This window comes from Kitasatospora sp. NPDC052868 (assembly GCF_044547105.1).
Lineage (GTDB): Bacteria > Actinomycetota > Actinomycetes > Streptomycetales > Streptomycetaceae > Kitasatospora.
Genome location: NZ_JBITZW010000019.1, coordinates 24,500 through 47,981, shown reverse-complemented (window position 1 = coordinate 47,981; position 23,482 = coordinate 24,500). Strand labels below are relative to the sequence as shown.

At 73.7% G+C, this 23,482-nt stretch carries 18 protein-coding genes and 1 pseudogene; 5 read left to right on the top strand and 14 right to left on the bottom strand.

Annotated features, from left to right (window positions below; all coding sequences use genetic code 11):
- Nucleotides 1-130 precede the first annotated feature (130 nt).
- The 5 genes and pseudogenes from ACIGZJ_RS27135 to ACIGZJ_RS27115 all read right to left on the bottom strand — a co-directional run bounded on the left by ACIGZJ_RS27135 (nt 131) and on the right by ACIGZJ_RS27115 (nt 4,666).
- Nucleotides 131-922, bottom strand: coding sequence for a DUF1684 domain-containing protein (locus ACIGZJ_RS27135; protein WP_396459672.1), 792 nt, complete (start codon nt 920-922; stop codon nt 131-133).
- A 278-nt stretch (nt 923-1,200) separates the two neighbouring features.
- Nucleotides 1,201-2,064 carry an acyl-CoA thioesterase gene (locus ACIGZJ_RS27130; RefSeq protein ID WP_396459671.1) on the bottom strand — a complete coding sequence of 288 codons (864 nt, stop codon included), beginning with the start codon at nt 2,062-2,064 and terminating at the stop codon, nt 1,201-1,203.
- A gap of 302 nt (nt 2,065-2,366) precedes the next feature.
- Nucleotides 2,367-2,972: pseudogene (locus ACIGZJ_RS27125) on the bottom strand (alpha-ketoglutarate-dependent dioxygenase AlkB); the annotation flags it as partial.
- 220 nt (nt 2,973-3,192) lie between these two features.
- Nucleotides 3,193-3,648: a transglycosylase family protein gene (locus tag ACIGZJ_RS27120; protein WP_396459670.1), complete on the bottom strand. Its 456-nt coding sequence runs from the start codon at nt 3,646-3,648 to the stop codon at nt 3,193-3,195.
- A 184-nt stretch (nt 3,649-3,832) separates the two neighbouring features.
- Complete coding sequence (locus ACIGZJ_RS27115) at nt 3,833-4,666, bottom strand: transglycosylase family protein (protein ID WP_396459669.1); 834 nt, start codon at nt 4,664-4,666, stop codon at nt 3,833-3,835.
- A gap of 740 nt (nt 4,667-5,406) precedes the next feature.
- Between ACIGZJ_RS27115 and ACIGZJ_RS27110 the strand changes: the two genes are divergently transcribed.
- Nucleotides 5,407-6,255, top strand: coding sequence for a hypothetical protein (locus ACIGZJ_RS27110; protein ID WP_396459668.1), 849 nt, complete (start codon nt 5,407-5,409; stop codon nt 6,253-6,255).
- 313 nt (nt 6,256-6,568) lie between these two features.
- The gene (locus ACIGZJ_RS27105) at nt 6,569-7,210 is read left to right on the top strand and encodes a hypothetical protein (RefSeq protein ID WP_396459667.1); all 642 of its coding nucleotides are present in this window, start codon (nt 6,569-6,571) and stop codon (nt 7,208-7,210) included.
- Between the two features lie 168 nt (nt 7,211-7,378).
- On the opposite strand, the gene der is transcribed toward ACIGZJ_RS27105, so the two are convergent.
- From der to ACIGZJ_RS27090, 3 genes are all read right to left on the bottom strand, one after another.
- Nucleotides 7,379-8,833, bottom strand: a complete 1,455-nt coding sequence (gene der, locus ACIGZJ_RS27100; protein ID WP_396459666.1) for a ribosome biogenesis GTPase Der — start codon at nt 8,831-8,833, stop codon at nt 7,379-7,381.
- Between the two features lie 104 nt (nt 8,834-8,937).
- Nucleotides 8,938-9,651, bottom strand: coding sequence for a (d)CMP kinase (gene cmk / locus ACIGZJ_RS27095; RefSeq protein WP_387949145.1), 714 nt, complete (start codon nt 9,649-9,651; stop codon nt 8,938-8,940).
- 289 nt (nt 9,652-9,940) lie between these two features.
- Nucleotides 9,941-11,026, bottom strand: a complete 1,086-nt coding sequence (locus tag ACIGZJ_RS27090; RefSeq protein ID WP_392940925.1) for a prephenate dehydrogenase — start codon at nt 11,024-11,026, stop codon at nt 9,941-9,943.
- Nucleotides 11,027-11,420: 394 nt separating this feature from the next.
- Between ACIGZJ_RS27090 and ACIGZJ_RS27085 the strand changes: the two genes are divergently transcribed.
- The 3 genes from ACIGZJ_RS27085 (at nt 11,421) to ACIGZJ_RS27075 (ending at nt 15,825) form a co-directional block, all read left to right on the top strand.
- Nucleotides 11,421-13,682 carry a DUF4139 domain-containing protein gene (locus ACIGZJ_RS27085; RefSeq protein ID WP_396459665.1) on the top strand — a complete coding sequence of 754 codons (2,262 nt, stop codon included), beginning with the start codon at nt 11,421-11,423 and terminating at the stop codon, nt 13,680-13,682.
- Nucleotides 13,683-13,685: 3 nt separating this feature from the next.
- Complete coding sequence (locus tag ACIGZJ_RS27080) at nt 13,686-15,296, top strand: mucoidy inhibitor MuiA family protein (protein ID WP_396459664.1); 1,611 nt, start codon at nt 13,686-13,688, stop codon at nt 15,294-15,296.
- A gap of 166 nt (nt 15,297-15,462) precedes the next feature.
- Nucleotides 15,463-15,825, top strand: coding sequence for a DUF952 domain-containing protein (locus ACIGZJ_RS27075; protein WP_396459663.1), 363 nt, complete (start codon nt 15,463-15,465; stop codon nt 15,823-15,825).
- Between the two features lie 107 nt (nt 15,826-15,932).
- Here the strand turns inward: ACIGZJ_RS27075 and ACIGZJ_RS27070 are convergent, their stop codons facing one another.
- The 6 genes from ACIGZJ_RS27070 to ACIGZJ_RS27045 all read right to left on the bottom strand — a co-directional run bounded on the left by ACIGZJ_RS27070 (nt 15,933) and on the right by ACIGZJ_RS27045 (nt 23,029).
- Nucleotides 15,933-16,916, bottom strand: a complete 984-nt coding sequence (locus tag ACIGZJ_RS27070; RefSeq protein WP_396459662.1) for a helix-turn-helix domain-containing protein — start codon at nt 16,914-16,916, stop codon at nt 15,933-15,935.
- Between the two features lie 427 nt (nt 16,917-17,343).
- Nucleotides 17,344-18,867, bottom strand: a complete 1,524-nt coding sequence (locus tag ACIGZJ_RS27065; protein ID WP_396459661.1) for a pseudouridine synthase — start codon at nt 18,865-18,867, stop codon at nt 17,344-17,346.
- Nucleotides 18,868-18,931: 64 nt separating this feature from the next.
- Complete coding sequence (gene scpB, locus ACIGZJ_RS27060) at nt 18,932-19,552, bottom strand: SMC-Scp complex subunit ScpB (protein WP_396459733.1); 621 nt, start codon at nt 19,550-19,552, stop codon at nt 18,932-18,934.
- A 350-nt stretch (nt 19,553-19,902) separates the two neighbouring features.
- Complete coding sequence (locus ACIGZJ_RS27055) at nt 19,903-20,706, bottom strand: segregation and condensation protein A (RefSeq protein WP_396459660.1); 804 nt, start codon at nt 20,704-20,706, stop codon at nt 19,903-19,905.
- A 602-nt stretch (nt 20,707-21,308) separates the two neighbouring features.
- Nucleotides 21,309-21,956 (bottom strand): hypothetical protein, encoded by a 648-nt coding sequence (locus ACIGZJ_RS27050; protein WP_396459659.1) that lies wholly within the window; start codon nt 21,954-21,956, stop codon nt 21,309-21,311.
- On the bottom strand, nt 21,953-23,029 hold the full coding sequence (locus ACIGZJ_RS27045) for a ParA family protein (RefSeq protein ID WP_392940971.1): 1,077 nt from the start codon (nt 23,027-23,029) through the stop codon (nt 21,953-21,955). The genes ACIGZJ_RS27050 and ACIGZJ_RS27045 overlap by 4 nt, the downstream gene beginning before the upstream one ends.
- Between the last annotated feature and the right edge of the window lie 453 nt (nt 23,030-23,482).

Genomic DNA, 23,482 nt, shown 5'->3' with positions numbered 1-23,482 from the left:
GCGCCGCCCACCGGGGTCCGGCCGACGGCACCAGAGCGGGCGGCACCAGGGCACACGGCGCCACGGCGAGCGCGCAGGCGGGTCAGGCGGGCCAGGCAGGCCAGCCGGGCCGTGCGCGCACGCAGGACGCCTACCGGGTCAGGACCTGCTTCTCCCCCGCCTCGACCGCGAAGTCCAGCCGGTTGCCGGGCGGCGGGAATGGGCAGATGAAGTGGTCGGCGAACGCGCAGGGCGGCAGGTACGCGCGGTTGAGGTCGAGCACCGTGTGACCGTCCGCGTCGGGCACGGGGAGGGTAATGAAGCGGAAGCGGTAGGTGTCCCTGCCACTGGTCGCGTCCGCGATGACGCCGCTGAGGCCGGCGGCCGAGCCACTGACCGTCAACGTCCGGTGCTCCCCCGCGACGGTGAAGGCGATCCGGCCGGCGACGGTCAGCGGGCGCTCCTTGCCGTCCGCGTTGGGGACGACGACAGCCTGGTCGACGCCGCCCTCGAAGGGCGTGAAGACTGCCGGAACCGCCCACTCCGGTGAGTAGGGATACGCGGAGATACCGGCGAAGGACTCCCGGCGGGGCGCTGCCGGATCGAAGACCCGCAGGGCCAGCTCGCCCTCGCGCTCGATCGGGACGAGCCGCAGCTCGCCCAGGGAGGCGGTGTCGGCGGCCGGGGCGGTGTCCGGCCGGAGCAGCACCTCGCCGTCGACCGGGGCCGTCGCACCCGCCACGGTGATGCCCTCGGCAGCGGCCGCCCGGAGCCGGACGCCCTCCGCGTCGGCCCACCAGAGACCGGGAAGGCCGGGGATCCCGGCGGGCTCGGGCTCCAGCCAGTGCGTGCCGACGAGCGCCAGCTGGCCGTGCAGCGTGCTCACCGCCGCCGCCCTGCTGTCGCTCCAGTGCTTCCATTCCTCCGCGGCTGTCGCCGTCATCGAAAGGCCCTCCCACTCCGGTCTCTGACCTCTTCGGTCATCCGTTGTCTGCGCCTGTGCCTGTGTCCGTGTCCATATCCATGTCCGCTACCAACTCAACACCGGCCCCGGGGGCGGATCATTCCCGGGACGGCACCGGCTGGGGAAGCTGCCATGTTCCCGCAACAACCCGGCCGCGCGCCCCGACCCGGCCGCCGCCCCGGTCACCAAAACGGTCACCGATCAGGTCACCGATCAGGTCACCGAACCGGTCGCGAAAACGGTCACCGACCCGGCCGCTACGAGCTCCGGAGCGGACGGAACAGGCCCTCCTGGACCACCGACACCACCAGCTGCCCGCTGCGGTCGAAGATCTCCCCTCGGGCCAGACCGCGTGCACCGTGGGCGATCGGCGCCTCCTGCTGGTACAGCAGCCAGTCGTCGGTACGGAACGGCCGGTGGAACCACATCGCGTGGTCGAGCGAGGCCATGTCGAAGTGCCGCTCGCCCCAGAGCGGCTCGACGGGGGCGCGGACGGCGTCCAGCAGCGTCATGTCGCTCGCGTACGTGAGGGCGCAGACGTGGATCAGCGGGTCGTCGGGAAGGGCGCCGTTGGTGCGCAGCCAGACGCCGCTGCGCGCCTCGACCCCGGCCAGCTCCTCCTTGGTCCAGCGCAGCCGGTCGACGTAGCGGATGTCGAAGGGCTGTCGCCGGCTGATGAACGGGGGCAGCTCGCCGAGCCGGGAGCCGACCTCGTCCAGCGCGCTGGGCAGGTCCTCGGGGTCGGACACCTCCGGCATCGCCAGCTGGTGCTCGATGCCGCCCTGCTCGGGGAGGTGGAAGTCCGCGGTGAGGGCGAAGATCGACCGGCCGCCCTGGATGGCGAGCACCCGGCGGGTGGTGAAGGAGCGGCCGTCGCGGATCCGGTCGACCTGGTAGACGATCGGCACGCCGGGTACACCGGGGCGCAGGAAGTAGGCGTGCAGCGAGTGGACCGGGCGGTCGCCGTCCACCGTGCGCCCCGCCGCGACCAGCGCCTGGCCGGCCACCTGGCCGCCGAACGTCCGCTGCAGCGCCTCCTCGGGGCTGCGCCCGCGGAAGATGTTCAGTTCGATCTGCTCAAGGTCCAGCAGTTCGACGAGTTCGTCGACGGGGGTACCCATGCGTGCGCTTCCTCTCCGGGCGGCCCGGCCCGACCGGAGGTCCTCCGCCCGGCTGCCGACGCCCGTTCTATCGAATTGTTCAGCCCACTCGAATTCTCCAGCGGGCCCGGGAATTCCCGCACACCAGGGCCACCGCTGTCGATTCACTCGAACGGGGACGCCTCCGGCCTCCTCGGCCCGCTCGAACCGCCCCCACTCGAACTGCTCCCGCTCGAACCTCCCCCGCCCGCACCCGGGCCGGGCCCACCGTCACCCGTCCCGCCGACACTGCCCGCAGCGCCCGGACCGCCCCCACCCCCACCGAGCCCGGACTGGCGGACGGTGATGTTGAGCCGCCCGGTCAGACCGAGCGCCGGGTCCGCGGTGCCGGGCAGTGTCCGGACCACGCCGTGGTACGCGAACCGGGCCGGACCGCCGAACACCAGCAGGTCGCCGCTGCGCAGCTCCAGGTCGGCCCAAGGCCGGGTACGGGTCTCGGTGTTGCCGAGCCGGAACACGCAGGTGTCGCCGATCGACAGCGAGACCACCGGGGCGTCCGTCCGTTCGTCGCGGTCCTGGTGCAGGCCCATCTTCGCGCCGTGCGGGTAGTGGTTGACGATCGCGATGTCCGGTTCGTACCGGTCCGCGCCCGCGATGTCGGCGCACGCGTCGCCGTACGCATCGGCGACGGCCCGGCGGGCGAGGCGGCCGAGCTCGGCGGGGAACGGCTTCACGGGGGTGCCGTCGGCGGCGGTTCGCCGGTAGCCGTACGGATACCAGTGCAGGCCCAGGCTCACCATCTGTACGGACATCACACCGCCGGTCGGCATCCGGACGGTGTGCATCCCGGCCGGCGGGCGTGCCCACTCCCGGCAGTCGGCGACCAGGCTCACCTGCGCTTCCGCGTCCAGCCAACCCGGTACGAGCACCGCGCCGGGTGCGGGCTCGGACCGGGCACGCGGGAAGAGTCCGCCGGTGAGGTTGCCGGAAGGTCCGCCGGTGGGGTTGCCGGAAGGTCCGCCGAAGAGTTCACCCTGAGCCACACCCCCATCCTCGCGCAGCGGGGCCGCCCGGGCTCAACGCCGGGGCGAGCGGGCCCGGGCCGACCGGACGGCTCGGACGCCTACCACCCGGCACCCGGCAGATCGATCACCCGGCCGACACCCCGCTCGACCGATCGTCGATCATCCCGATCTCCCGCGCGCACACCGGCCAGGCCTCCCAGCCCTGTATCCGGAGGATCTCCTCGGCGACGGCGGTCTGCTGGCGCCGGCTCGCACGGTCGGGCCGGTTCGCGAAGCGCAGTCCGCCCGCCTCCTCCCAGGTGGGCGGCCAGATCTGCAGGCCGCCGAAGTAGCCGTTTCCGGTGTCGGCCCGCCAGTCGCCGCCGCTCTCGCACTCGGCGAGTTCGTCCCAGATCATGTCCGCGACGGTGGAGGACGCACTGGCCCGCGCACCGCCCGGCAGCCCTGCGGCAACCACCTGGACCGGCACCAGCACCGCCGGCACCACCATCAACACCGGCACCAACCGCACCACGCCCGGCGCCGCACCCAAGCGCGCACCCAAAGCACCCAAAACCGCATGAAAAGCACGCAAGCGCATCAAGAACGATTCCCGGCTGATCCTACGAACGCTGTGAAGGCACAGCAGCCGACCCTAGGCGCCGGACACGCCCGCCCGCCCCGACACGCCGGACACGCCGACGGCCGCTCCCCCGCACAGCGGAGAAGCGGCCGATCGAACCGGAGGTGCAACGCGCTCTGCGCGAGGACAGCCCCTACCAGGATCAGACGGTGAGGGTCTGGCCCGGGAGGATCAGGTCGGGGTTGGCACCGATGACCTTGGCGTTGTCGTTGTACAGGTCGTGCCAGTCCAGACCCTTGGCGGCGGCGATCGAGCTCAGGGTGTCACCGGACTTGACGGTGTAGTTGCCACCGGTGGCCGGCTGGGCGTCGTTCGAGGTCGGCTTCGCGGGCTGGGCGGCCTTGGCGGACTTCGCGGCGTTGTCGGACTTCCACGACTTGGCGGCGTCGGACGACTTCGGCGCGGCAGCGGCGGCCTTGGGGGCCTCGGCGGCCTTCGGCGCGGCGGTGGCGGCCGGAGCGGCGGGCTTCGGCGCGGCGGTGACAGCCGGCTTCGGGGCGGCGGTGGCGGCCGGAGCGGCCGGCTTCGGCGCAGCGGTGGCGGTCGAGCCCGCGGAGGTGTCGACCGCGGCCGGGGCGCCACCCTTGGTCAGACCGGCCTTGACGGAGCAGACCGGCCAGGCGCCGGGGCCCTGCGAGGCGAGGACCTTCTCGGCGACGGAGATCTGCTGCGCCTTGGTCGCCAGGTTGGCCTGCGCGGCGTAGGCGGTGCCACCGAAGGCGGCCCAGGTGCTGGAGGTGAACTGCAGACCGCCGTAGAACCCGTTGCCGGTGTTGATGGCCCAGTTGCCACCGCTCTCGCACTGGGCGACGGCGTCCCAGGTGGAGACGGACGCGGCGGAGGCCGAGGTGGCCGTGACGAGGCCGGCCACCGGCAGGGCCGCGACAGCGGCGCCCGCCACAACAGCCATCCGAACGCGGTTGCGCTTGGTGACGGTGGAGGTGGTGGCAGCGGCGGTCTCGTTACGGAAGGTCATGAGGTTCCTCTCGACAGCCCCGGGCGGGCATGCGGAACCAGACCCCCGAAGGGCCGATTTCGCTCGCCGCGTCCGCTGGGCGGCCGTGCACGTGTCCGACGTGCCGCGCCGCCCCGGCCACCCGCCACACACCGGCGACCTGTTCGAGCAGTCGCATCGGCGGGCACGGCCTGCGCCGGGGTGAGCCGGCGGGCTGTGCATCGGAGGTGAACCCGGGTGGTGCTCGTTGCACCGCCAATGAAGCTACGAGTTGGCCGCCAGGGATCCAAACAAGGGGCGGTCTCCCCAGCTCAGCCAGGCGTTACCGCCGGTAATGACCATGCAAACATGCCCGAATTGTCCGATTTAACCGTCATTTCCTAGATCGAACATCGACCACCCGTGACCCACCTCACGGTTTCATTCCGCCAGGCCTTCCACCGACATCGACACATTGTGACCACCGAAACACGCACTGCGGTCGGATCCGGGGCAATTCCCGTCACCCTCGACGGCCACCCGTGACCCCTGACACAGGGGCCCGTTGGTAAAGGCGGCCGGATGCAGACCCGGATCCCATCGGCCGCCGACCTGGCCCTGGGTCCGGCCGCACCCCCGTCCCGCCCGCCACCGTTCGTCCCCGCCCAACCTGCAGACCGTCCCGCCGAAGACCTGCCCCACGCACCGCCCAGCCCCACCCCGCGACACCCAAAACCACCAACACCAGCATCAACACCCACACCCACACCCAAGGAGTCTCAGTGCCGCGCATGCTCGATGTCAGCGACGAGGTCCGATCCGAGATCGGCGACGACGAGGCCGACCGCCTGCTGGGCGGCGCCCACGCACCCGACGGCTACGAGTGCACCTCCTGCCGCACACCCGGCGACTCGTTCCAGGAGCCCACCAGCACCGTCCTGTTCGTCGGCGAGGAGACGGCGGTGCTCGCCTTCGCCCATGCCCGCTGCATCCCGTCCCAGGTGGTGCCGGTCTCCGAGGAGCAGCTGCTCGGCGCGGTGCGCAGCATCAGCCAGGCCCAGGGCGACGCGCCCGCCGAGACGCCCACCGCGGCGGCGGTTCCGGCGCAGTCCGCCCAGGCCCAGCCCACCGCGTCCGGCGCGCAGCCGAGCGCGCCCGGCCAGGCCGCCATCCTCGGCATCACCTGCGGGCTCGTGCTGCACGCCGACACCGGTCACGCCGCTCTGGTGGTCGAGCCCACCGGGCCGGTCGGCAGGCCGGGCAACACCTCCGGCACGGACGAGTTCCTCGACCTGCTGCAGGACGCCGGCTTCCAGCCCGTCACCGACCTCAACAAGACGCCGGACCAACTGCCGGGCTGGTCCGTGCTGGTGGCCATGGGCAAGCTGCACGCGATCCTCCAGCCCGCGGCCGCCGGCGGCAGCACCGGCTGGTGGCAGGCGCACCAGCCGCTGCAGGTCACCGACGCCTGGCGGATCGCCGCGGGCCAGCTCTCCGAGGTGACCATGTACGCGGTGCCGGCCGGGATGGTCGGCCGCCAGCCGCGCGAGGACCTGCTCCGCCAGGCGCTGGAGCGGGCGGTGGCCAAGGGGCAGGTGGTGGCCGCTTCCCTCCCGCTCGCCGGCACCTGAGTCCCCCGGGCTGCAGGACGCACCCGGCCCGGTCGGCGGTCCCCCTGCCGACCGGCACCGCCCCACGGTCCGACGCCGACACCGACGCCGAGACCGACCCCGAACGCCGACGCCCCGAAAGCGCCCTCGGACCGCCCCGGAACCCTCCCGGCGCCCTCCCGGAGCCGGCCTCGGACCGGCATAGGCCACCTTCCGACCGGGCCGGTGCACCCCGCATCCCCCAGCGCTCTCGCTCGTTGGCCCCTACGTGTACAGCTACGACGTCTCCGCATCCCACCGTCGCTCCACCACCGGCACCCGTGCGATCCCGGGCATGCGCCCGTCGTTCGACGCGGAGCACCCGCACTCGACGACGCCGATCTACGACGAGCTGTACTCCGAGTACCGGCGGCTGTTCCGGGCCCTGCCGGGCGACCGCTCGGGCGAGGAGAACATGAAGTTCACCGGGTTCGCGGTCCGCGACGGCTACCCGGTGCTGGCCGACCCGCGCCCGTACCCGCAGCAGCAGGCGTTCCAGAGCTACGGCGGCCAGGCTCTCGGGCTCCCGCAGTTCATGCCGAACCAGCAGACCGGTCCGGGTGTGACAGGACCAGCCGGGCACACCAGCGACGGCACCGGCCACGCCCACACGACCGGCCAGGCAGCCCCGGCCGGGCACGCGGGCCACGGGGGCCAGGCCGGTCACACGGGCCAAGCCGCCCAATCCGCCCAGTCGGGCCAGTCGGGCCAGTCGGGCCAGTCGGGCCAGTCGGGCCAGCATCCGCAGTCCGGCCACGGCGGCCAGCCCGCCCCCGCCGCCCAGTTCGCCAACGGCCAGGGCTGGGTGGCCGCCGGCTACCTGGGCCCGGTCCCGCACCCGATGCCCACACCTCACCCCGGTCCCGGCGCCACCACCGGCGGACGGCACCGCAACCTGCTCTCCCTCCCCCCGGGCCGCAGCACCGACCAGCACTGACCAGCACCTCAGCCCCGACCAGCCCCACCCGCCACAGGGCGCACGACGCACGTCCGCCGCACCCAACGGCCGAGGGCCCCACCGCCGAAGCGATGGGGCCCTCGCCCTACAGCCGACCAGGCGGCCAGGTCCCCCAGACCCGGCCCCTACTCAGCCCTACTCCTCCTACTACTTGCGCTTGCGCTTCTCACGCACCCGCACCGAGATCGAGATCGGCGTCCCGACGAAGCCGAACTCCTCGCGCAGCCGGCGCTCGACGAACCGCCGGTAGCCCGCCTCCAGGAAGCCCGAGGCGAACAGCACGAACCGCGGCGGCCGCGCACCCGCCTGGGTGCCGAACAGGATGCGCGGCTGCTTGCCACCACGGATCGGGTGCGGGTGGGCCGCGACCAGCTCGCCGAGGAAGGCGTTCAGCCGCGCGGTCGAGATCCGGGTCTCCCAGCCCTCCAGCGCCGTCTCGATCGCCGGAACGAGCCGCTCCATGTGCCGCCCGGTCTTCGCCGAGACGTTGACCCGGGGGGCCCACTGCACCTGGACGAGATCACGCTCGATCTCCCGCTCCAGGTAGTAGCGGCGCTCCTCGTCCAGCTGGTCCCACTTGTTGTAGGCGATCACGACGGCGCGCCCGGCCTCGACGGCCATCGAGATGATCCGGGTGTCCTGCTCGGCCAGGGTCTCGCTGGCGTCGACCAGGACGACCGCGACCTCGGCCTTCTCCAGCGCGGCGGAGGTGCGCAGCGAGGCGTAGAAGTCGGCGCCCGCGGTGAGGTGGACGCGGCGGCGGATACCGGCGGTGTCCACGAACTTCCAGGTCTTGCCGCCGAGTTCGATCATCTCGTCGACCGGGTCACGGGTGGTGCCGGCCAGCTCGTTGACGACCACCCGCTCCTCGCCGGCGACCTTGTTGAGCAGGCTGGACTTGCCGACGTTCGGCCGGCCGATCAGCGCGACCCGGCGCGGGCCGCCGGGGGCGAGGTCGCCGAAGGTCTGCGGCGGGGCCTCGGGCAGCGCCTCCATCACGGCGTCGAGCAGGTCGCCGGAGCCGCGGCCGTGCAGGGCGGAGACGGGGTAGGGCTCGCCCAGGCCGAGCGACCAGAGGTAGGCCGCCTCGGCCTCGGTCGACTGGCCGTCGACCTTGTTGGCGCAGAGCACGGTCGGCTTGCCGGCCCGGCGGATGATCTTGATCAGGGCCTCGTCGGTGTCGGTGGCACCCACGGTGGCATCGACGACGAACAGCACCGCGTCGGCGGTCTCGATGCCCAGCTCGGCCTGCGCCGCCACCATGGCGTCGATGCCGAGGACGTCGATCTCCCAGCCGCCGGTGTCGACGACCTTGAAGCGGCGGCCGTTCCAGCTGGCCTCGTAGCTGACGCGGTCGCGGGTGACGCCCGGCTTGTCCTCGACGACCGCCTCACGGCGGCCGATGATGCGGTTCACCAGGGTCGACTTGCCGACGTTCGGCCGGCCGACGACGGCCAGTACCGGCATCGGGACGTGCTCGGCACCGTCGAGGCCGTCGACGCCGTCGAACTCGTACCCCTCCTCGGCGGCGAGCGCCATGAACTCGGCGTAGTCGGCGCTGTCCAGCTCACCGTTTCCGGTGGCGGCGTGCTCTGCGGTCATGTTCCGTTTTCCGTTTCCCGGCGCGGCCCTTCCCAGGGGCACGCCGTGCGTACCTGCCCGGTTCCGGGCAGCGCGGGTTACTGCATGAAATGCGGGTGGAGGACTCAGACCGCCGAAAGGCCGGCCCGCTCCTCCACCAGCGAGGTGATCGTGTCGATCACCTGGTCGAGAGTCAGCTCGCTGGTGTCCACCAGGACGGCGTCGGCCGCCTGGGTCAGCGGGGCGGTCTCCCGGGAGGAGTCGGCGGCGTCCCTGCGGGCGAGGTCGGCGGCCATCGCGGTGATGGTGGCCTCGTCCACGCCCTTGGCCCTCAGCTCGGCGGCGCGGCGCTCGGCGCGGGCGGCCTCCGAGGCGGTCAGGAAGACCTTGACGGTGGCGTTCGGGAACACCACGCTGCCCATGTCCCGGCCCTCGGCGACGATGCCGCGCTCGGCGACCCCGGCGCAGCCGCGCTGGAGCTCCACCAGCCGCGTGCGCACCGCCGGCACCGCGGCGACGGCACTGACCTGCCCGGTCACCTCGGGGCCCCGGATCGGGCCCGAGACGTCCTGTCCGTCGACGGTGATGGTCGGGCCGTCGGCGTCCGTCCCGGAGACGATCACCGGCTTTCCGCAGGCGACGGCCACGGCCTCGGCGTCCTCGATGTCCACGTCGTTGGCCAGCATCCACCAGGTCATCGCCCGGTACATGGCGCCGGTGTCCAGGAAGCTCAGCCCCAGCCGGGCGGCGACCGCCCGCGAGACGGTCGACTTGCCCGAGCCGGAGGGTCCGTCGATGGCGACGACGACCGGGGCGTTCGCTCGGTCGGCAGTGTCCACGGCAGAACCTCTCTCTGAATCCTGAAACCTGAAGCGTGAAACGTGAACGTGGGGCGGTGAAACCCGGTGATGGAACCCGGGTGGAGCCCGGACGGGGGCCCGGCGGTAAACCCGAAACCGAGGGATGCCCCCCTCAAGGTTAATGGACCGGTGCGGAACCCCGCCCCGCCCGGCCCCGCACCCCGTACGAAGCTCGTCCCGGCACCCCCGCCGGCCCTGCCGGCCCCTGCCGGCCCCCGCCGGCCCTGCCCAGCCCCAGCTCCCCCGCCGACCGGCCAGAGGCCCCGGATCAGTCCCGGACGCTCCACCCGGTCGCCCGCAGCGCCACCGTCAACGGCTTGACCGCGGCGGGGGCGACCGACAGCTGGACGAAGCCGACCTGCTGCCCGCTGGAGTGCTCGATGAGGACGTCCTCGATGTTGACCCCGGCCGCGCCGACCTCGCCGAAGAGGCGGCCCAGCTCACCGGGCTGGTCGCCGAGGACGACGGCGACGGTCTCGTACCGGGTGGGCGGCGCGCCGTGCTTACCGGGGATGCGGGCCTGGCCGGTGTTGCCGCGGCGCATCACGGCCTCGATGCCGACCGCGCCCGCCCGCCGCTCGCCGTCCTCGGCGGCCTGCAGGGCCCGCAGCGCGGTGACGGTGTCGACGAGGTCGACGGCGACCTCGTCCAGGATGTCGGCGACGGCGCCGGCGTTCGCGGAGAGGATGTCGACCCACATGCCGGGGTTGGAGGCCGCGATCCGTGTGACGTCCCGGACACCCTGGCCGGAGAGCCTTATGGCCGTCTCGTCGGCGTGCTCCAGTCGGGCGGCGACCAGCGAGGACAGCAGCTGCGGGGCGTGCGAGACGAGGGCGACGGCGCGGTCGTGCGCGGCCGCGTCCATCACGATCGGCATCGCGCCGCAGAGCGCGACCAGTTCCAGGGCCGCGTTGAGCGTCTCGGTGTCGGTGTCGGCCGTGGGGGTGAGCACCCAGGGGCGGCCCTCGAACAGGTCGGCGCGGGCGGCCAGCGGGCCGGAGCGCTCGCGGCCGGCCATCGGGTGGCTGCCGATGTAGTGGACGGTGTCGCAGCCGAGCGCCACCACCTCGGCGCGCGGCCCGGCCTTGACGCTGGCCACGTCGGTGTACCAGCGGGCCAGACCGCGCCGCTGGCAGTCGGCGAGGACGGTGCCCACCAGCGCCGGCGGTACCGCGATGATCGCCAGGTCCACCGGGCCGTCCGCGGGGTCGATGACACCGGCGCCGAGCGAGGCGGCGGTGCGGGCCGAGTCCGGGTCGGCGTCCTCCAGATGGACGGTCAGCCCGCGGCCGGTGAGGGCCAGCGCGGCGGAGGTGCCGATGAGTCCGGTACCGACGACGGCGGCAGTGCGCATGGCGGGGTGGCTCTCCTCACGGGGCTTACCTGGACGTGCTCGACCCATCCTCTCGCATCCCCGCCGTCCCCGCGGCCACACCCCGCCACCTCCCGCCCCCGCACGCACCCCTGACACCGCGACGGCCCGGCACGCACCCCGCCCCCGCACGCTCCCGCGCCTCACGCACGCCGCCCCCGCCGGACCGCAACCGCCTCCGCCCCCGACCCGTCCCACACCACGCGGGCCACCACACGGGCCGCACCCGCCACACGCGGGCGGCCCGGAGGCGGCAACACGCGGAAATCCGACGACGCCCGCGCCGGCTGGGGGCAGACTGGCCGCCCGAGCAGGGCGCGGCGCTAACGAAGGGGTTGGCTGGGTGGACGACCATCGCAGGACAGACGACCAGCGCATGGCAGCAGACGACCGGCACAGCACGGCGGACGGCCGACGCAGCACGGCGGACGGCCGGCCACCGGGCGGGCCGGAGGTACCGGCCCACACCTCGGTGCTCGACTCCGTCGTGGTCTACGCGGCCGGCGCGGTGTGCCGCCGCCGGGCCCGGGTCCCCGTGCCCCCGGACGGACGGCTCCGGCTGACCGGTCTACCCCAGGTGCTCGACGGGCGCTCGCTGCGCGCCCGGGTGCTCGACGGGCCGCCCGGCACCACCGTCACCGAGGCCCGTCTGGAGCCCGTCGCCGAGCTCCGCACCGAGGACGAACTCCCCGAACTTCAGCGGTTGTTGGACGAGGCCAGGGAGCGCGGGAGCGCCATTCGCGAGCGCCACCGCCTGGTCCTCTCGGCCATCGCCGAGACGGCCGGGCTGCGCGCCGTGCCGCCGCCGCGCCGCGATGACGAACCGCACCGCCGCACGCCCGCCGACGCCTGGCTGGAGTTGGCCGAGTTCGTCGACGAGCGGCTGTCCGGGCTGCACCTGCGCGCCGAGGGCCTCGCCCAGGAGCTCCGGCTCGCCGATCACGCGATCGAGGTGCTCACCGCCCGGCTGGAGCGCGCCTCCACCGCGGGGCCCACCCGGCCCGTGGAGACCTCCGCGACCGTCCTCCTCACCCTCGCCCACAGCGCCGAAGCCAGCGAGCCCACCCACAGCGCCGAACAGACCGAACCCGCCGAACTCGACCTCGAACTCGAATACGGCGTCCCGGCCGCCCGCTGGGTACCCGCCTACCGCCTGTCCTACCGCCAGGGCGAGGACTCCGGCCGCCTGGTCCTGCGCGCCTCGCTGGCGCAGCAGACCGGCGAGGACTGGACCGGCGTACGCCTCGCGCTGTCCACCGCCGACCTCGACCGGCGCACCGACCTGCCCCGGCTGCGCTCCCTGCGGATCGGCCGCAGCCAGCCCGCCCCGCCCCCCTCGGGATGGCGCGAGCCCCCGTCCGGCCTGGCCGACCTCTTCGCCGGCTACCAGGCCGCGGGCCCGGCCCCCGTGCCCGCCGGACGTGCGACCGCCGGACCAGTGCCCTCGGTCCGTGTGGGCGCCGCATCCATGGACGCCCTGCCCGTCGCGGCCTCCGCCCCGGCCCCCGCCGCGCAACCCGAGCTGTTCCGCCGTGCCGGCGGCAGCCTGGCAGCCGACGAGTTCCCCCTGCCGCCCCCCGCCTTCGGCGGCTACGGCGCCCCGCCGCCGCCCGGGATGCCCCAGCCTGGTGGCCCGGCCCCTCGCCCGTCCGGCCCTCGCCGGGCCCGCCGGCGCGGCGCCGAGGCCGCCCCCGAGTTCTCCGGGCCCCCGCCGGCTCCCGTGACGGCCCCGGCCCCGGCGGCCCCCGGCGGAGCGGGGCCGTTCGCCGGCTACGGACCCGCCGCCGGGTTCGCCCCCGACGCCCTGCCCGGCTACGACGCCCCGCCCGTCCCCGACGCCGCCCTCCTCGACTACCCGTCCCTCGTCCTGGCCGGCCCCGAGGAGCCCGCCGCCCGCCGGGGCACCCTGCAGCCGCCCGCGCCGAGGCCCTGGGTGGCCGCCGGCTCGGCGGTGGCGGCCCTCCCGCTGCCCCGCCACGCCGTCCTTCCCCGCATCTCGGCGGGCTCCTTCGACCACCGATTCGACGCCGCCGCCCCCGCCGACATCCCGTCCGACGGCGCCTGGCACACCGTCACGATCGGTGAGATCCCGGTGGCCGTCCGCTCCGAGTACGTCACCGTCCCCTCCGTCGAGGAGAAGGTCTACGGCACGCTGGTGCTCGCCAACCGGACCGCCCAGGCCGTCCTGGCCGGCCCGGTCGAGGTGACCGTCGACGACGAGTTCCTGCTCACCGCCGCCCTCCCCACCCTCGCCCCCGGCGGCGAGCGCCGGCTCGGCGTCGGCGTGACCGAGAGCGTCGAGGTGGCGCGCCGCACCGAGCTGCGCGAGTCCACCGCGGGCATGCTGAACAGCAGCACCGTGCTCGACCACCGGGTCCACGTCGAACTGGCGAACCGGCTCGGCCACCCGGTCACCGTGGAGGTCCGCGAACGCGTCCCGGTCACGTCGGACGCCGAGGTCCGGATCGAGGAGCGGGCCGACTGGCGGGCACCGGCCGAGTCCTCGCCGGACTGCCCGCCGAGCACCCGGCTCTGGCGGGTCGAACTGCCGCCCGGCGGCCGGGTCGAACTCGACGGCGGCTACGAGATCCGCATCCCGGCCGGCAAGGCCATCGTCGGCGGAAACCGGAGGAACTGAACGATGACCGGCACCACCACCCCCCTCCCCGTCCCCGGCGACTCCGGCCCCGCCCCCCAGGACCCCGGCCAACAGGGCACCATCCCCCTCCCGGTCACCGCCGTCACCTGTCTGGAGGACCGCAGCCAGGTCGAGCGCACCGCCACCGCCGAGCTGGCCGCCGGCGTGCAGCGGCTGCGGTTCGGCCCGGTCACCGCACTCGCCGTCGACCGCACCCTGCGCGCCGAGGCCGACCGGGCGGGCGTCCGCGTCCTGGACGCCCGGATCGTCCGCACCTGGACCCCGCGCGCCCCGCTGCCGCCCGGCCCGGGCGACTCCGAGCTCCGCCACCGGGTCCACCGGCTCGATGAGCAGGCCCGCCGCGAGGAGCAGTCGGGCGACCGCCTGGCGGCCCGGCTGGCACTGCTGGCCCAGCTCTCCGCCGACCTGCTCCGCGAGATCGGCGAGGGCGCCGGCGCGGGCGAGGTCGAACGGGCCCGCTGGACCCGTGAGCTGGACCGGGTGGACGCCGAGCGCGAGCGGTACGTCGAGGAGCTGCGCGCCGTCCGCTCCCGGCTGCGCCGGCTGGAGCAGGAACGCTCCGACGCCCAGCGGACCCTGGACGAGGCCGAGGAGGAGCCGGCCGAACTCGTCGCGCACCTGGATCTCACCGTCGAGGCGGCCACCGCCGGACCCGCCCTCCTCACCATCGGCCACCTGGTGCCCTGCGCGGTGTGGCGGCCGTCCTACCGGGCGACCCTCACCGCGGGCGGCCTGCAGCTGGAGTCGGAGGCGGTGGTCTGGCAGCGGACCGGGGAGGACTGGCACGGCGTCCGGCTCACCCTCTCCACCGCCCGGTCGGCCCTGGCCACCGCCCCGCCCGCGCTCGCCGAGGACGTGCTGATGCTGCGCGAGCGCAGCGCCGAGGAGCGCCGCACCGTCGAGGTCGAGCTGCGCGAGGAGGCGATCAGTACGGTGGGCCCGTCCGAGGAGGTGCCGGGCGTGGACGACGGCGGGGAGGTCCGGGTGCTGCGCGCGCCCGCACCGGCCACCGTGCCCTCGGACGGCCGGGCGCACCGGGTGCCGCTCGGCGGCTTCAGCGCGCCCGCGAGCAGCGAGTTCGCGTGCGCGCCGGAGCTGTCACCACTGGTCACCCAGGTGGTCCGGTTCCGCAACGCGGCCGGGCACGCGCTGCTGGCCGGCCCGGTCGAACTGGTCCGCGGCAGCGGCTTCACCGGCCGCGGCGAGATGCCGTTCACCGCGGCCGGCGCCGACGCCGAGCTGGCGTTCGGCAGCTCGGACGGCTACCGGGTGGTCCGCGAGACCGAGGAGCGGCAGGCCACCACCGGACTCAGCCAGCGCTCGGTGACCACCCGGACGGTCCGGCTGCACGTCTCCCGCTTCTCCGGACCGGAGGAGCACGACGAGCAGCTGGTCTCGGTGCGCGAGCGGGTCCCGGTCTCCGAGGTGTCGGCCGTGGAGGTACGGCTGCGCAAGGAGGAGTGCTCCCCCGCCCCGGACGCCTTCGACACCGAGGGGATCGTCCGCTGGGACCTGCCGCTCGGCCCGGGCGCCCGCCGGACGGTCACGCTGGTGTACGAGATCTCCGCCACCGCCAAGGTGGCCGGCCTGTGACACCGCGCCCGGTGTCGCGGGGATCTATGTCGCGGGGCCCTGTATCGCGGGGCCCTGTATCGCGGGGGCCGGTGCCACCGTCCCCGTGACCCCGGGCCCGGTGACACCCCGCCCGCGCGCGCTCGGCCGAACCCCGTCGTGACAACCGTTCAGGTACAACAGGAGCATGATCCTGCACCTCGCCCCCCTGGACGACTGGCTCGCCGACCCCGGCCGGCCGTACGCCACCGCCTCGCTGCTCACCGACGGGTTCATCCACTGCTCGGCGGACGAGCAGACGGCACTCGCGGTGGCCAACGCCTTCTTCGCCGACACGCCCGGTCCGCTGATGGTGCTGCTGATCGAGGAGGCGCTGGTGGAACCGATGGTCAAGTGGGAGGCCCCGAACGGCGCACCGCCGCCCGGGGCCACCCCCGGCGCGCTGTTCCCGCACATCTACGGGCGGCTGAACCGGACCGCCGTGGTCGGCCTGGAGAAGGTCGAACGCGGCCCGGACGGCCGCTGGGCAAGCCTCACCCCCTGGAGCTGAGCCCCCAGCCCAGCAGCCCCGAACCCCCGCGACCCCGGACCGCTCGGCCAAGGCCACGGGAACGCCAAGGCCACGGGAACAGGGACAGCGAGGGGCCTCACCGAGGCCTACAGCCAGCCGCGCTCCCGGGCCGCCATGCCCGCCTGGAAGCGGGTGGTGGCGCCGAGCTCGCGCATCAGGCTCTGGAGCCGGCGCTGGGTGGTCCGGGCGCTCCAGCCGAGCGAGCGCGCGATCGACTCGTCGGTGAGGCCGGCCGCCAGCAGGCCGAGCAGCTTGCGGTGGTCGGCCTCCGGCTCCAGCACGCCGTCCTCGGCCCCGATCGCGGACTGGAGCTGCACGGCGCGCTCCCACTCCGCCTCGAACAGCGTGTCCAGGGCCTGGAGCAGCGCGGACGGGTGGATCACGTACGCGGCGTCCAGGACGCTGTCGCCGACGCTGATCGGGATGATCGCCATCCGGTCGTCCGACATGACCATCTTCATCGGCAGCACCGGCCGGACCCGGGCCTCCTCGCCGTCCTCGACCCCGACCAGGATGTTCTTCTCCAGCCGACCCGGCCAGGCCACCGCCTCCCGGTCGTAGATGGTCCGGAACCGCAGCCCCTCCTTCATCCGCTTGCGCTGCAACGGGATGCCGGCCACCGGGTCCTGGATGTACGGGGGGCAGTCGAAGCCCCGGACCTGGTACTGGCTGGTCTCGGTGATGTGCTCCAGCCGTTGGGCGATCGCCTCGCCGCCGGTCAGCACCTCGACCGAGTGCGCCGGGTCGGTGTAGCGGGAGGCCTCCCGGAAGGCGTCCATCAGGCGGTGCATCTCGGCCCGGGCGTGCCGCAGCTCGGACTCACGGTGGCCGATCAGGGTGCCTATCGCGACATCCGGCGCGACCGGTAGGAAACGGTGGCGGTCCACCGGCGCCCTGGTCGCCATGCCCTGCTGCGCCAACCGGTCCAGCGCCCGCAGACTCTGCTGGAGCGTCAGCCCGCAGAGCCCGGCGAGGTCCTCCGCCGTGGACTGCGGATTGGCCACCAGCAACGCGTAAACCTGACCGTCCGGGTCGGCCAGCCCCAGTGCGCTGAGTGGTTCATCGGACACGGCGCCGCTCCCCCGGTTGTCTCTCCCCGCACCGCACCGAAGACGGCGTGGCGCAGTCCCGCCACTCGACGGGTCGTGGTCAGGTGGCAATCCTCGGCCACGGATCGTCGCGCTGACAAGGCGATGATCAGGCGATGCGTCCCGGCTCACAGCAACACCCGCCGAACGGCGTGAGGGCCTCCCTGCCACTCGGCGGGGAGGCCCTCACGGAAACAAAAATATGTAGACCGGTCTACAGGGGACCGTTTCTATGTAGACCGGTCCACAGACTGCTCTTTATGACGACCGGTCTACAGATAAGCGCCGTCCCTATGTAGACCGGTCTACAGAGTCGTTTTATGCAGACCGGTCTACATATCGCTCACCAGGCAGGACCCACCCGGCCGACCCCGCGGACCAACCCCGCAGACCGACCCCACGGACCGACCTACAGGCCGACCTCGTTCATCAGCTGCCCGACCTCCGGGTTGGTCAGCCGGCGCAGCCAGCCCGACTTCTGGTCGCCCAGCGCGATCGGACCGAAGTGCGTGCGCACCAGCTTCTCGACCGGGAAGCCGGCCTCGGACAGCATCCGGCGGACGATGTGCTTGCGGCCCTCGTGCAGCGTGACCTCGACGAGGTAGTTCTTGCCGACGTTCGAGACCACCTTGAAGCTGTCGGCCCGAGCGAAGCCGTCCTCCAGCTCGATGCCCTTGGCCAGCTGCTTGCCCAGGTCCCGCGGGATCGGGCCCTGGATGGCGGCCAGGTAGGTCTTGGTCACGCCGTACCGCGGGTGGGTGAGGCGGTGGGCCAGTTCACCGTGGTTGGTGAGCAGGATGATGCCCTCGGTCTCGGTGTCCAGGCGGCCGACGTGGAACAGCCGGGTCTCCCGGTTGGTCACGTAGTCGCCGAGGCACTGGCGGCCGTCCGGGTCCTCCATCGTGGAGACCACGCCGGCCGGCTTGTTCAGCGCGAAGAACAGGTACGACTGGGTGGCGACGGTCAGGCCGTCCACCTTGATCTCGTCGTTCTGCGGGTCGACCCGCTTGCCCTGCTCGGTGACCAGCTTGCCGTTGACCTGCACACGGCCCTGCTCGATCAGCTCCTCGCACGCCCGGCGGCTGCCGATGCCGGCCCGCGCCAGCACCTTCTGCAGGCGCTCGCCCTCGGGCTCCTCGAAGGTCTTGGGGAGCTTCACGGCCGGCTTGTCGTGGCGCGCCAGCACGGCGTCCTCGATCTTCGCCTGCAGCTCGCGCGAACGCTGCGGCTGGCGGCGCGGGTCGCCCGGGGCGCCCTGGCCGTCGCGGCGCGGACGCGGCGCGGGGCCGGGACGGCGCCCGCTGAAGCCGCCGCGCGCGGGGGTGGCGTTGGGACCGCCGCCGTACTCGGGGCGGTCGTAACGCCGCTCCTCGGGGCGCAGCGGGCGGTCGGGGTACCTGTTGTCGTCGCGACGGTCATCGCGACGGCTGTCGCGCCGGTCGTCCCGCCCGTACGAGCCGGACCCGCCGCTACGCGAGGACGAGCCGCCGCGCGAGCCGGAGCCGCCACCGTACGAACCGCCACGCGAGCCGGACCCGCCGCCGTAGGAGCCGCCACCCGAGGACGAGCCGCCGCGCGACGAGGAACCGCCGCCGTACGAACCCCCGCGCGAGGAGGAGCCGGAGCCCCCGCCGTACGAACCACCACGCGACGAGGAACCGCCGCCGTACGAACCGCCGCCCGAGGACGAACCCCCGCGCGACGAGGAGCCGGAGCCCCCGCCGTACGAACCACCACGCGACGAGGAACCGCCGCCGTACGAACCGCCACCCGAGGACGAACCCCCGCGCGACGAGGAGCCGGAGCCCCCGCCGTACGAACCACCACGCGAGCCGGAGCCACCCCCGTAGGAGCCGCCGCCGCTCCGGCCCCCGCCGTGTCCGCCCCGGCCGCTTCCGCCGCCGCTGTTCCTGTCGTTGCCACTGCTACGCATCAAAGTGTCCGTACGTCGTTTTCCGTCTGGGCTGTGCGGTCGTTTCGGCCGACCTCACCGCCCCCTACCGATCAGGCGCAGCCCGACCGGCCTCGCCACTGCCGTCCGCGGCCTGCACGGCAGCGGCGGCGACCGCCTCCGCGATCATCGTGCCCTCCAGGGACTCCGCTTCCACGTCGTCGACCTCGGGCAGGAAGGGAGCAAGCTCCGGCAGCTCATCCAGGCCGCGGAGCCCCATCCGTTCCAGGAAGTAGTTCGTCGTCCGATACAGGATCGCACCTGTTTCGGGCTCGGATCCGGCCTCTTCCACCAGTCCTCGCTGTACCAGGGTACGCATCACACCGTCGCAGTTCACACCACGGACTGCTGAGACCCGCGATCTGGACACCGGCTGCCGGTATGCGACGACCGCCAATGTCTCCAGTGCGGCCTGCGTCAACCGGGCCTGCCGGCCGTCCAGGACGAAGCGGTCGACGGCCGGAGCGCACTCGGCCCGGGTGTAGAACCGCCACCCGCCGGCGACCAGCCGCAGGTCGAAGCCTCGCCGCTGGGCGGTGTACTCGGCGGACAGCTCCCGCAGTGCCGCCGCCACCTCCGCCCGGGGCCGTTCCAGGACGGATGCCAGATGGTCCTCCCCGGCCGGTTCGTCGACGACCAGCAGGATCGCCTCCAGCCCGGCCTTCAACCCGAAACCGGCCGGTTCCCCGTCCTCCGCGCCAGCCTCAGCCCCCGCAGTCGCAGCCGCAGCGGCAGCGGCAGCCGCCTCACCGGACTCCCCGACACCGGAAGTCGGCGGGCCCGACTTCTGGTGCACCACCTGTACCACCGGCTCCCGCACCAACACAGGGTCCGCGACGCCCCCCGCCACTGCCCCCGCGTCCAGCTCCAGCTCCACCCCGGGCAACACGCCCGGCAACACCCCCGGCAGCAGCTCCGGCAGCAGCTCCGGCTCCAGCCACTCCTCCGCCCGCGGCCGTCCCGGCAGACCGAGCGGGCGCCGGGACACCGGCCGCCCTCCGGCATCGGCACCCGACGTCATCGCTCCTCCTTCTCTCCCACCGGTCGGCTCTCTCCCGCCGGCCGGTCGAACTCGTCCGTGACCTCGACCACTCCACGGTCCGCGTCGGCCACCCAGCGCACCAGTAGCTCCTCCAGCGCCTCCGGCTGCTCGAAGGCCACCACCCGCTCCCGGTAGAGCTCCAGCAGCGCCAGGAAGCGGGCGACCACCACCAGGTCGTCCGGCGCGTCCGCGACCAGCCGCTGGAACGTCGCCTCCCCCAGCTCCGTGAGCAGCCCGACCACCAGGCCCGCCTGCTCACGGACGCTGACCGGCGGGGCGTGGATGTGGTCGACGTAGACGACCGGCTTCGGCTTGGGCGTCATCGCCCTGGCCGCCAGTTCCGCGAACCGCTCCGGGCCGATGCCGATCACGACCTCGGGCAGCAGCTGCGCGTGGTGGGGCTCCAGTCCGACCGTCCGGGGCCGCCGGAGCAGCTCGGCGGCCCAGCGCTCGCCGAACAGGGCCGCCGCCCGCTTGTAGGCCCGGTACTGCAGCAGACGGGCGAACAGCAGGTCGCGCGCCTCCAGCAACGCGAGGTCCTCCTCGTCCTCGACGTCGGCGGCGGGCAGCAGCCGGGCGGCCTTGAGGTCGAGCAGCGTGGCGGCGACGACCAGGAACTCGGTCGTGGCGTCCAGGTCCCAGTCCGGACCCATGGCCCGGATGTGCGCCATGAACTCGTCGGTGACGGTCGCCAGCGCCACCTCGGTGACGTCCATCCGGTGCTTGGCGATCAGGCTGAGCAGCAGGTCGAACGGACCCTCGAAGTTGTCCAGCCGCACCCGGAACCCGCCCCGCGGCTCATCGGCCGTCCCGGCCGGCTCACCGGCCCGACCGCTCCCGGCGGCCCCACCCGGGGCAGGAACCGGGACAGCAGCCGCGGCGGCACCCGAAGCAACGACGGACACGGAAGCAGCAGATGAGGAGGGCGGGGACGAAGCAGAGGCAGCAGCGGACACACGCGCTGCAGACGGTTCGGAGGTGCTCGGCATGACGGTCCATCTTCACCCGCCCCCGCCGTCCGCCCCTCGCCGGGGCCGTCGACACGCCGTGGCGCATCGGGCACACCGCGGATCCCATCCGCCCCGGCCACGGGCCCGTCATGCCCAACGCGACGGCTCCCGGAGCCCGCGCCACCTCGCAGTGGCCTCCAGCGCCCCCTCACAACGGCCTCACTGCGGACTCACAACAGCTCGAGCGGCCCACCAGGCCCCGGCAGCGGCCCTTGACCACCCCACCGCGGCTACAACGGCCGCCGGCCCCTCTGGAACGCCCGGAGCCCCCCTCGGCCCGCAGGACCCGCCAACAGCGCCCACCGGGGCCTCAGACGCCCGCAACACCCTCCAGGGCCCACCAGGCCCCTCCAGGCATCCTCAGGCGCCTCTCAGCGCCCGCGCAGCCGCCGCACCAGGATGCTGGCCTCGCCGCGCTGCTCCAGGTCCGCCAGAACCACCGCGATGGCCTCCCGGACGATCCGGCCGCGGTCCACGGCCAGGCCGTGCTCGCCGCGCAGCACCAGACGGGTGTGCTCCAGGTCCATCAGTTCCTCGGCGGACACGTACACGGTGATCTTCTCGTCGTGCCGCTCCCGCCCGCTGGGACGGCGCGGAGCGCGGCCGCGCGGACGGGGGCGCCCGTTCCCGCCCGACTGCTCCTCGGCGGCGCCGGAGTGCTGCCGGGGCGCCGGAGCGGCCGCCCGACCGCCCGGCACGGCCTTCCCCGCCTGCGCGGCGGCCTGCGCACCACCCGACCCGACACCGGGCCCGACACCCTGCCCTGCGCCCTGCTGCAGCCCCGACGGCTGCGCCGGCCCCGGCACAGCGGCCCCGGGGGCCGACTGCCGGCGCTCGTACGGCTGCCCGGCCTCGTCGGCGCCCTCGGCACCCTCGGCGCCGTCCGCAGCACCGGCACCGTTGACGGCCCGCGCGGTCTCCGGTCTGGGCGCCTCGGCGGCCGGACGCGACGCGAGGGAGGGCGACAACGCCATCCCGCCGGTGGTCCGGAACAGCTCGTCGGCACCCGGGAGACTCACTCGGCGGGGCGGCACCGGTCGAGCACCTCCCTGGCGAGCTGACGATAGGCGGCGGCACCGACCGAGTTGGTCGCGTACGTCGTGATCGGCTCGCCGGCGACGGTGGTCTCCGGGAAGCGCACGGTCCGGCCGATGACGGTGTGGAAGACGTGGTCGCCGAACGCCTCGACGACCCGGGCCAGCACCTCGCGGCTGTGCACGGTGCGCGAGTCGTACATGGTGGCGAGGATGCCGTCCAGCCGCAGCTCGGGGTTGAGCCGCTCGCAGACCTTCTCGATGGTCTCGGTGAGCAGCGCGACACCGCGCAGCGCGAAGAACTCGCACTCCAGCGGGACGATGACGCTGTGAGCGGCCGTCAGGGCATTGACCGTCAGCAGGCCCAGCGAGGGCTGGCAGTCGATGATGACGTAGTCGTAGTCGGGCAGCAGCGGCTTCAGGGCGCGCGCCAGCGCGGACTCCCGGGCCACCTCGCTGACCAGCTGCACCTCGGCGGCCGACAGGTCGATGTTGGAGGGCAGCAGGTCCATGCCCGGCACCGCGGTCTTCAGCAGCACCTCATCGGCCGTCAGGCCCCGCTCCATGAGCAGGTTGTAGACGGTGACGTCGAGTTCCATCGGGTTGACCCCGAGGCCCACGGACAGCGCGCCCTGCGGGTCGAAGTCGACGAGCAGCACCCGGCGGCCGTACTCGGCCAGCGCGGCACCCAGGTTGATGGTCGACGTGGTCTTGCCGACGCCGCCCTTCTGGTTGCACATCGCGATGATCTGCGCGGGGCCGTGCTCGGCGACCGGCGCGGGGATCGGGAAGTACGGCAGCGGACGGCCCGTCGGACCGACCCGCTCGCGGCGCTGACGCGCGGCGTCGGGGGCCAGCGTGGCGGCGTACTCCGGGTCCGGCTCGTACTCGGCGTCCGGGTCGTCGTAGGCGCCGTAGGCGAACTCGCCGTAGGCCAGGCCGTGGGCCGGCAGATCGGCGTCGAAGTCCGTCACCGTGGTCACCTGGGTCACCTGTGCTGTGTTCTGGCGTGCTTCGAAAGTACGGAGAGCGACCGAGCCGACCTCGGCCGAGCCCACGGTGGCCTGCCGGGCCCCGGGCTCCTCACTCGGCAGTCCGGCGGCGTGCTCCGCCAGTCCTGGCTGACCACCCCCGGGAGCAAATGTCGACTCATTCACAAGTCGTCTTACCTCCTTGGGCATCCAGGACTCTATGTCGATTCGTCAGCGTGGCAGCATGCCGACGGTTTGCGACTCTAGGCTCTTCAAGGCGTTCGCAGCAACACAATCCACGGTAGTGGGCAGGATGTGTCGACTATCGGGCCACCCGCTGTCAAGGGATGGACCGGCCCTTGACCCTAACGTTTCTGCGGTCGGGTGACGCGACCCACAGAAATTGACGACAGAGCGACCCGCCCATGTCACCGGCCGTTCACGGGCATGGCGAAGCCCCCGGCCCGGGGGAGCGGGTCGGGGGCCTGGGGTCCGCCCCGCGGGGGTCGGACCGGGCCGGGAGGGCCCGCGCCGACCAGG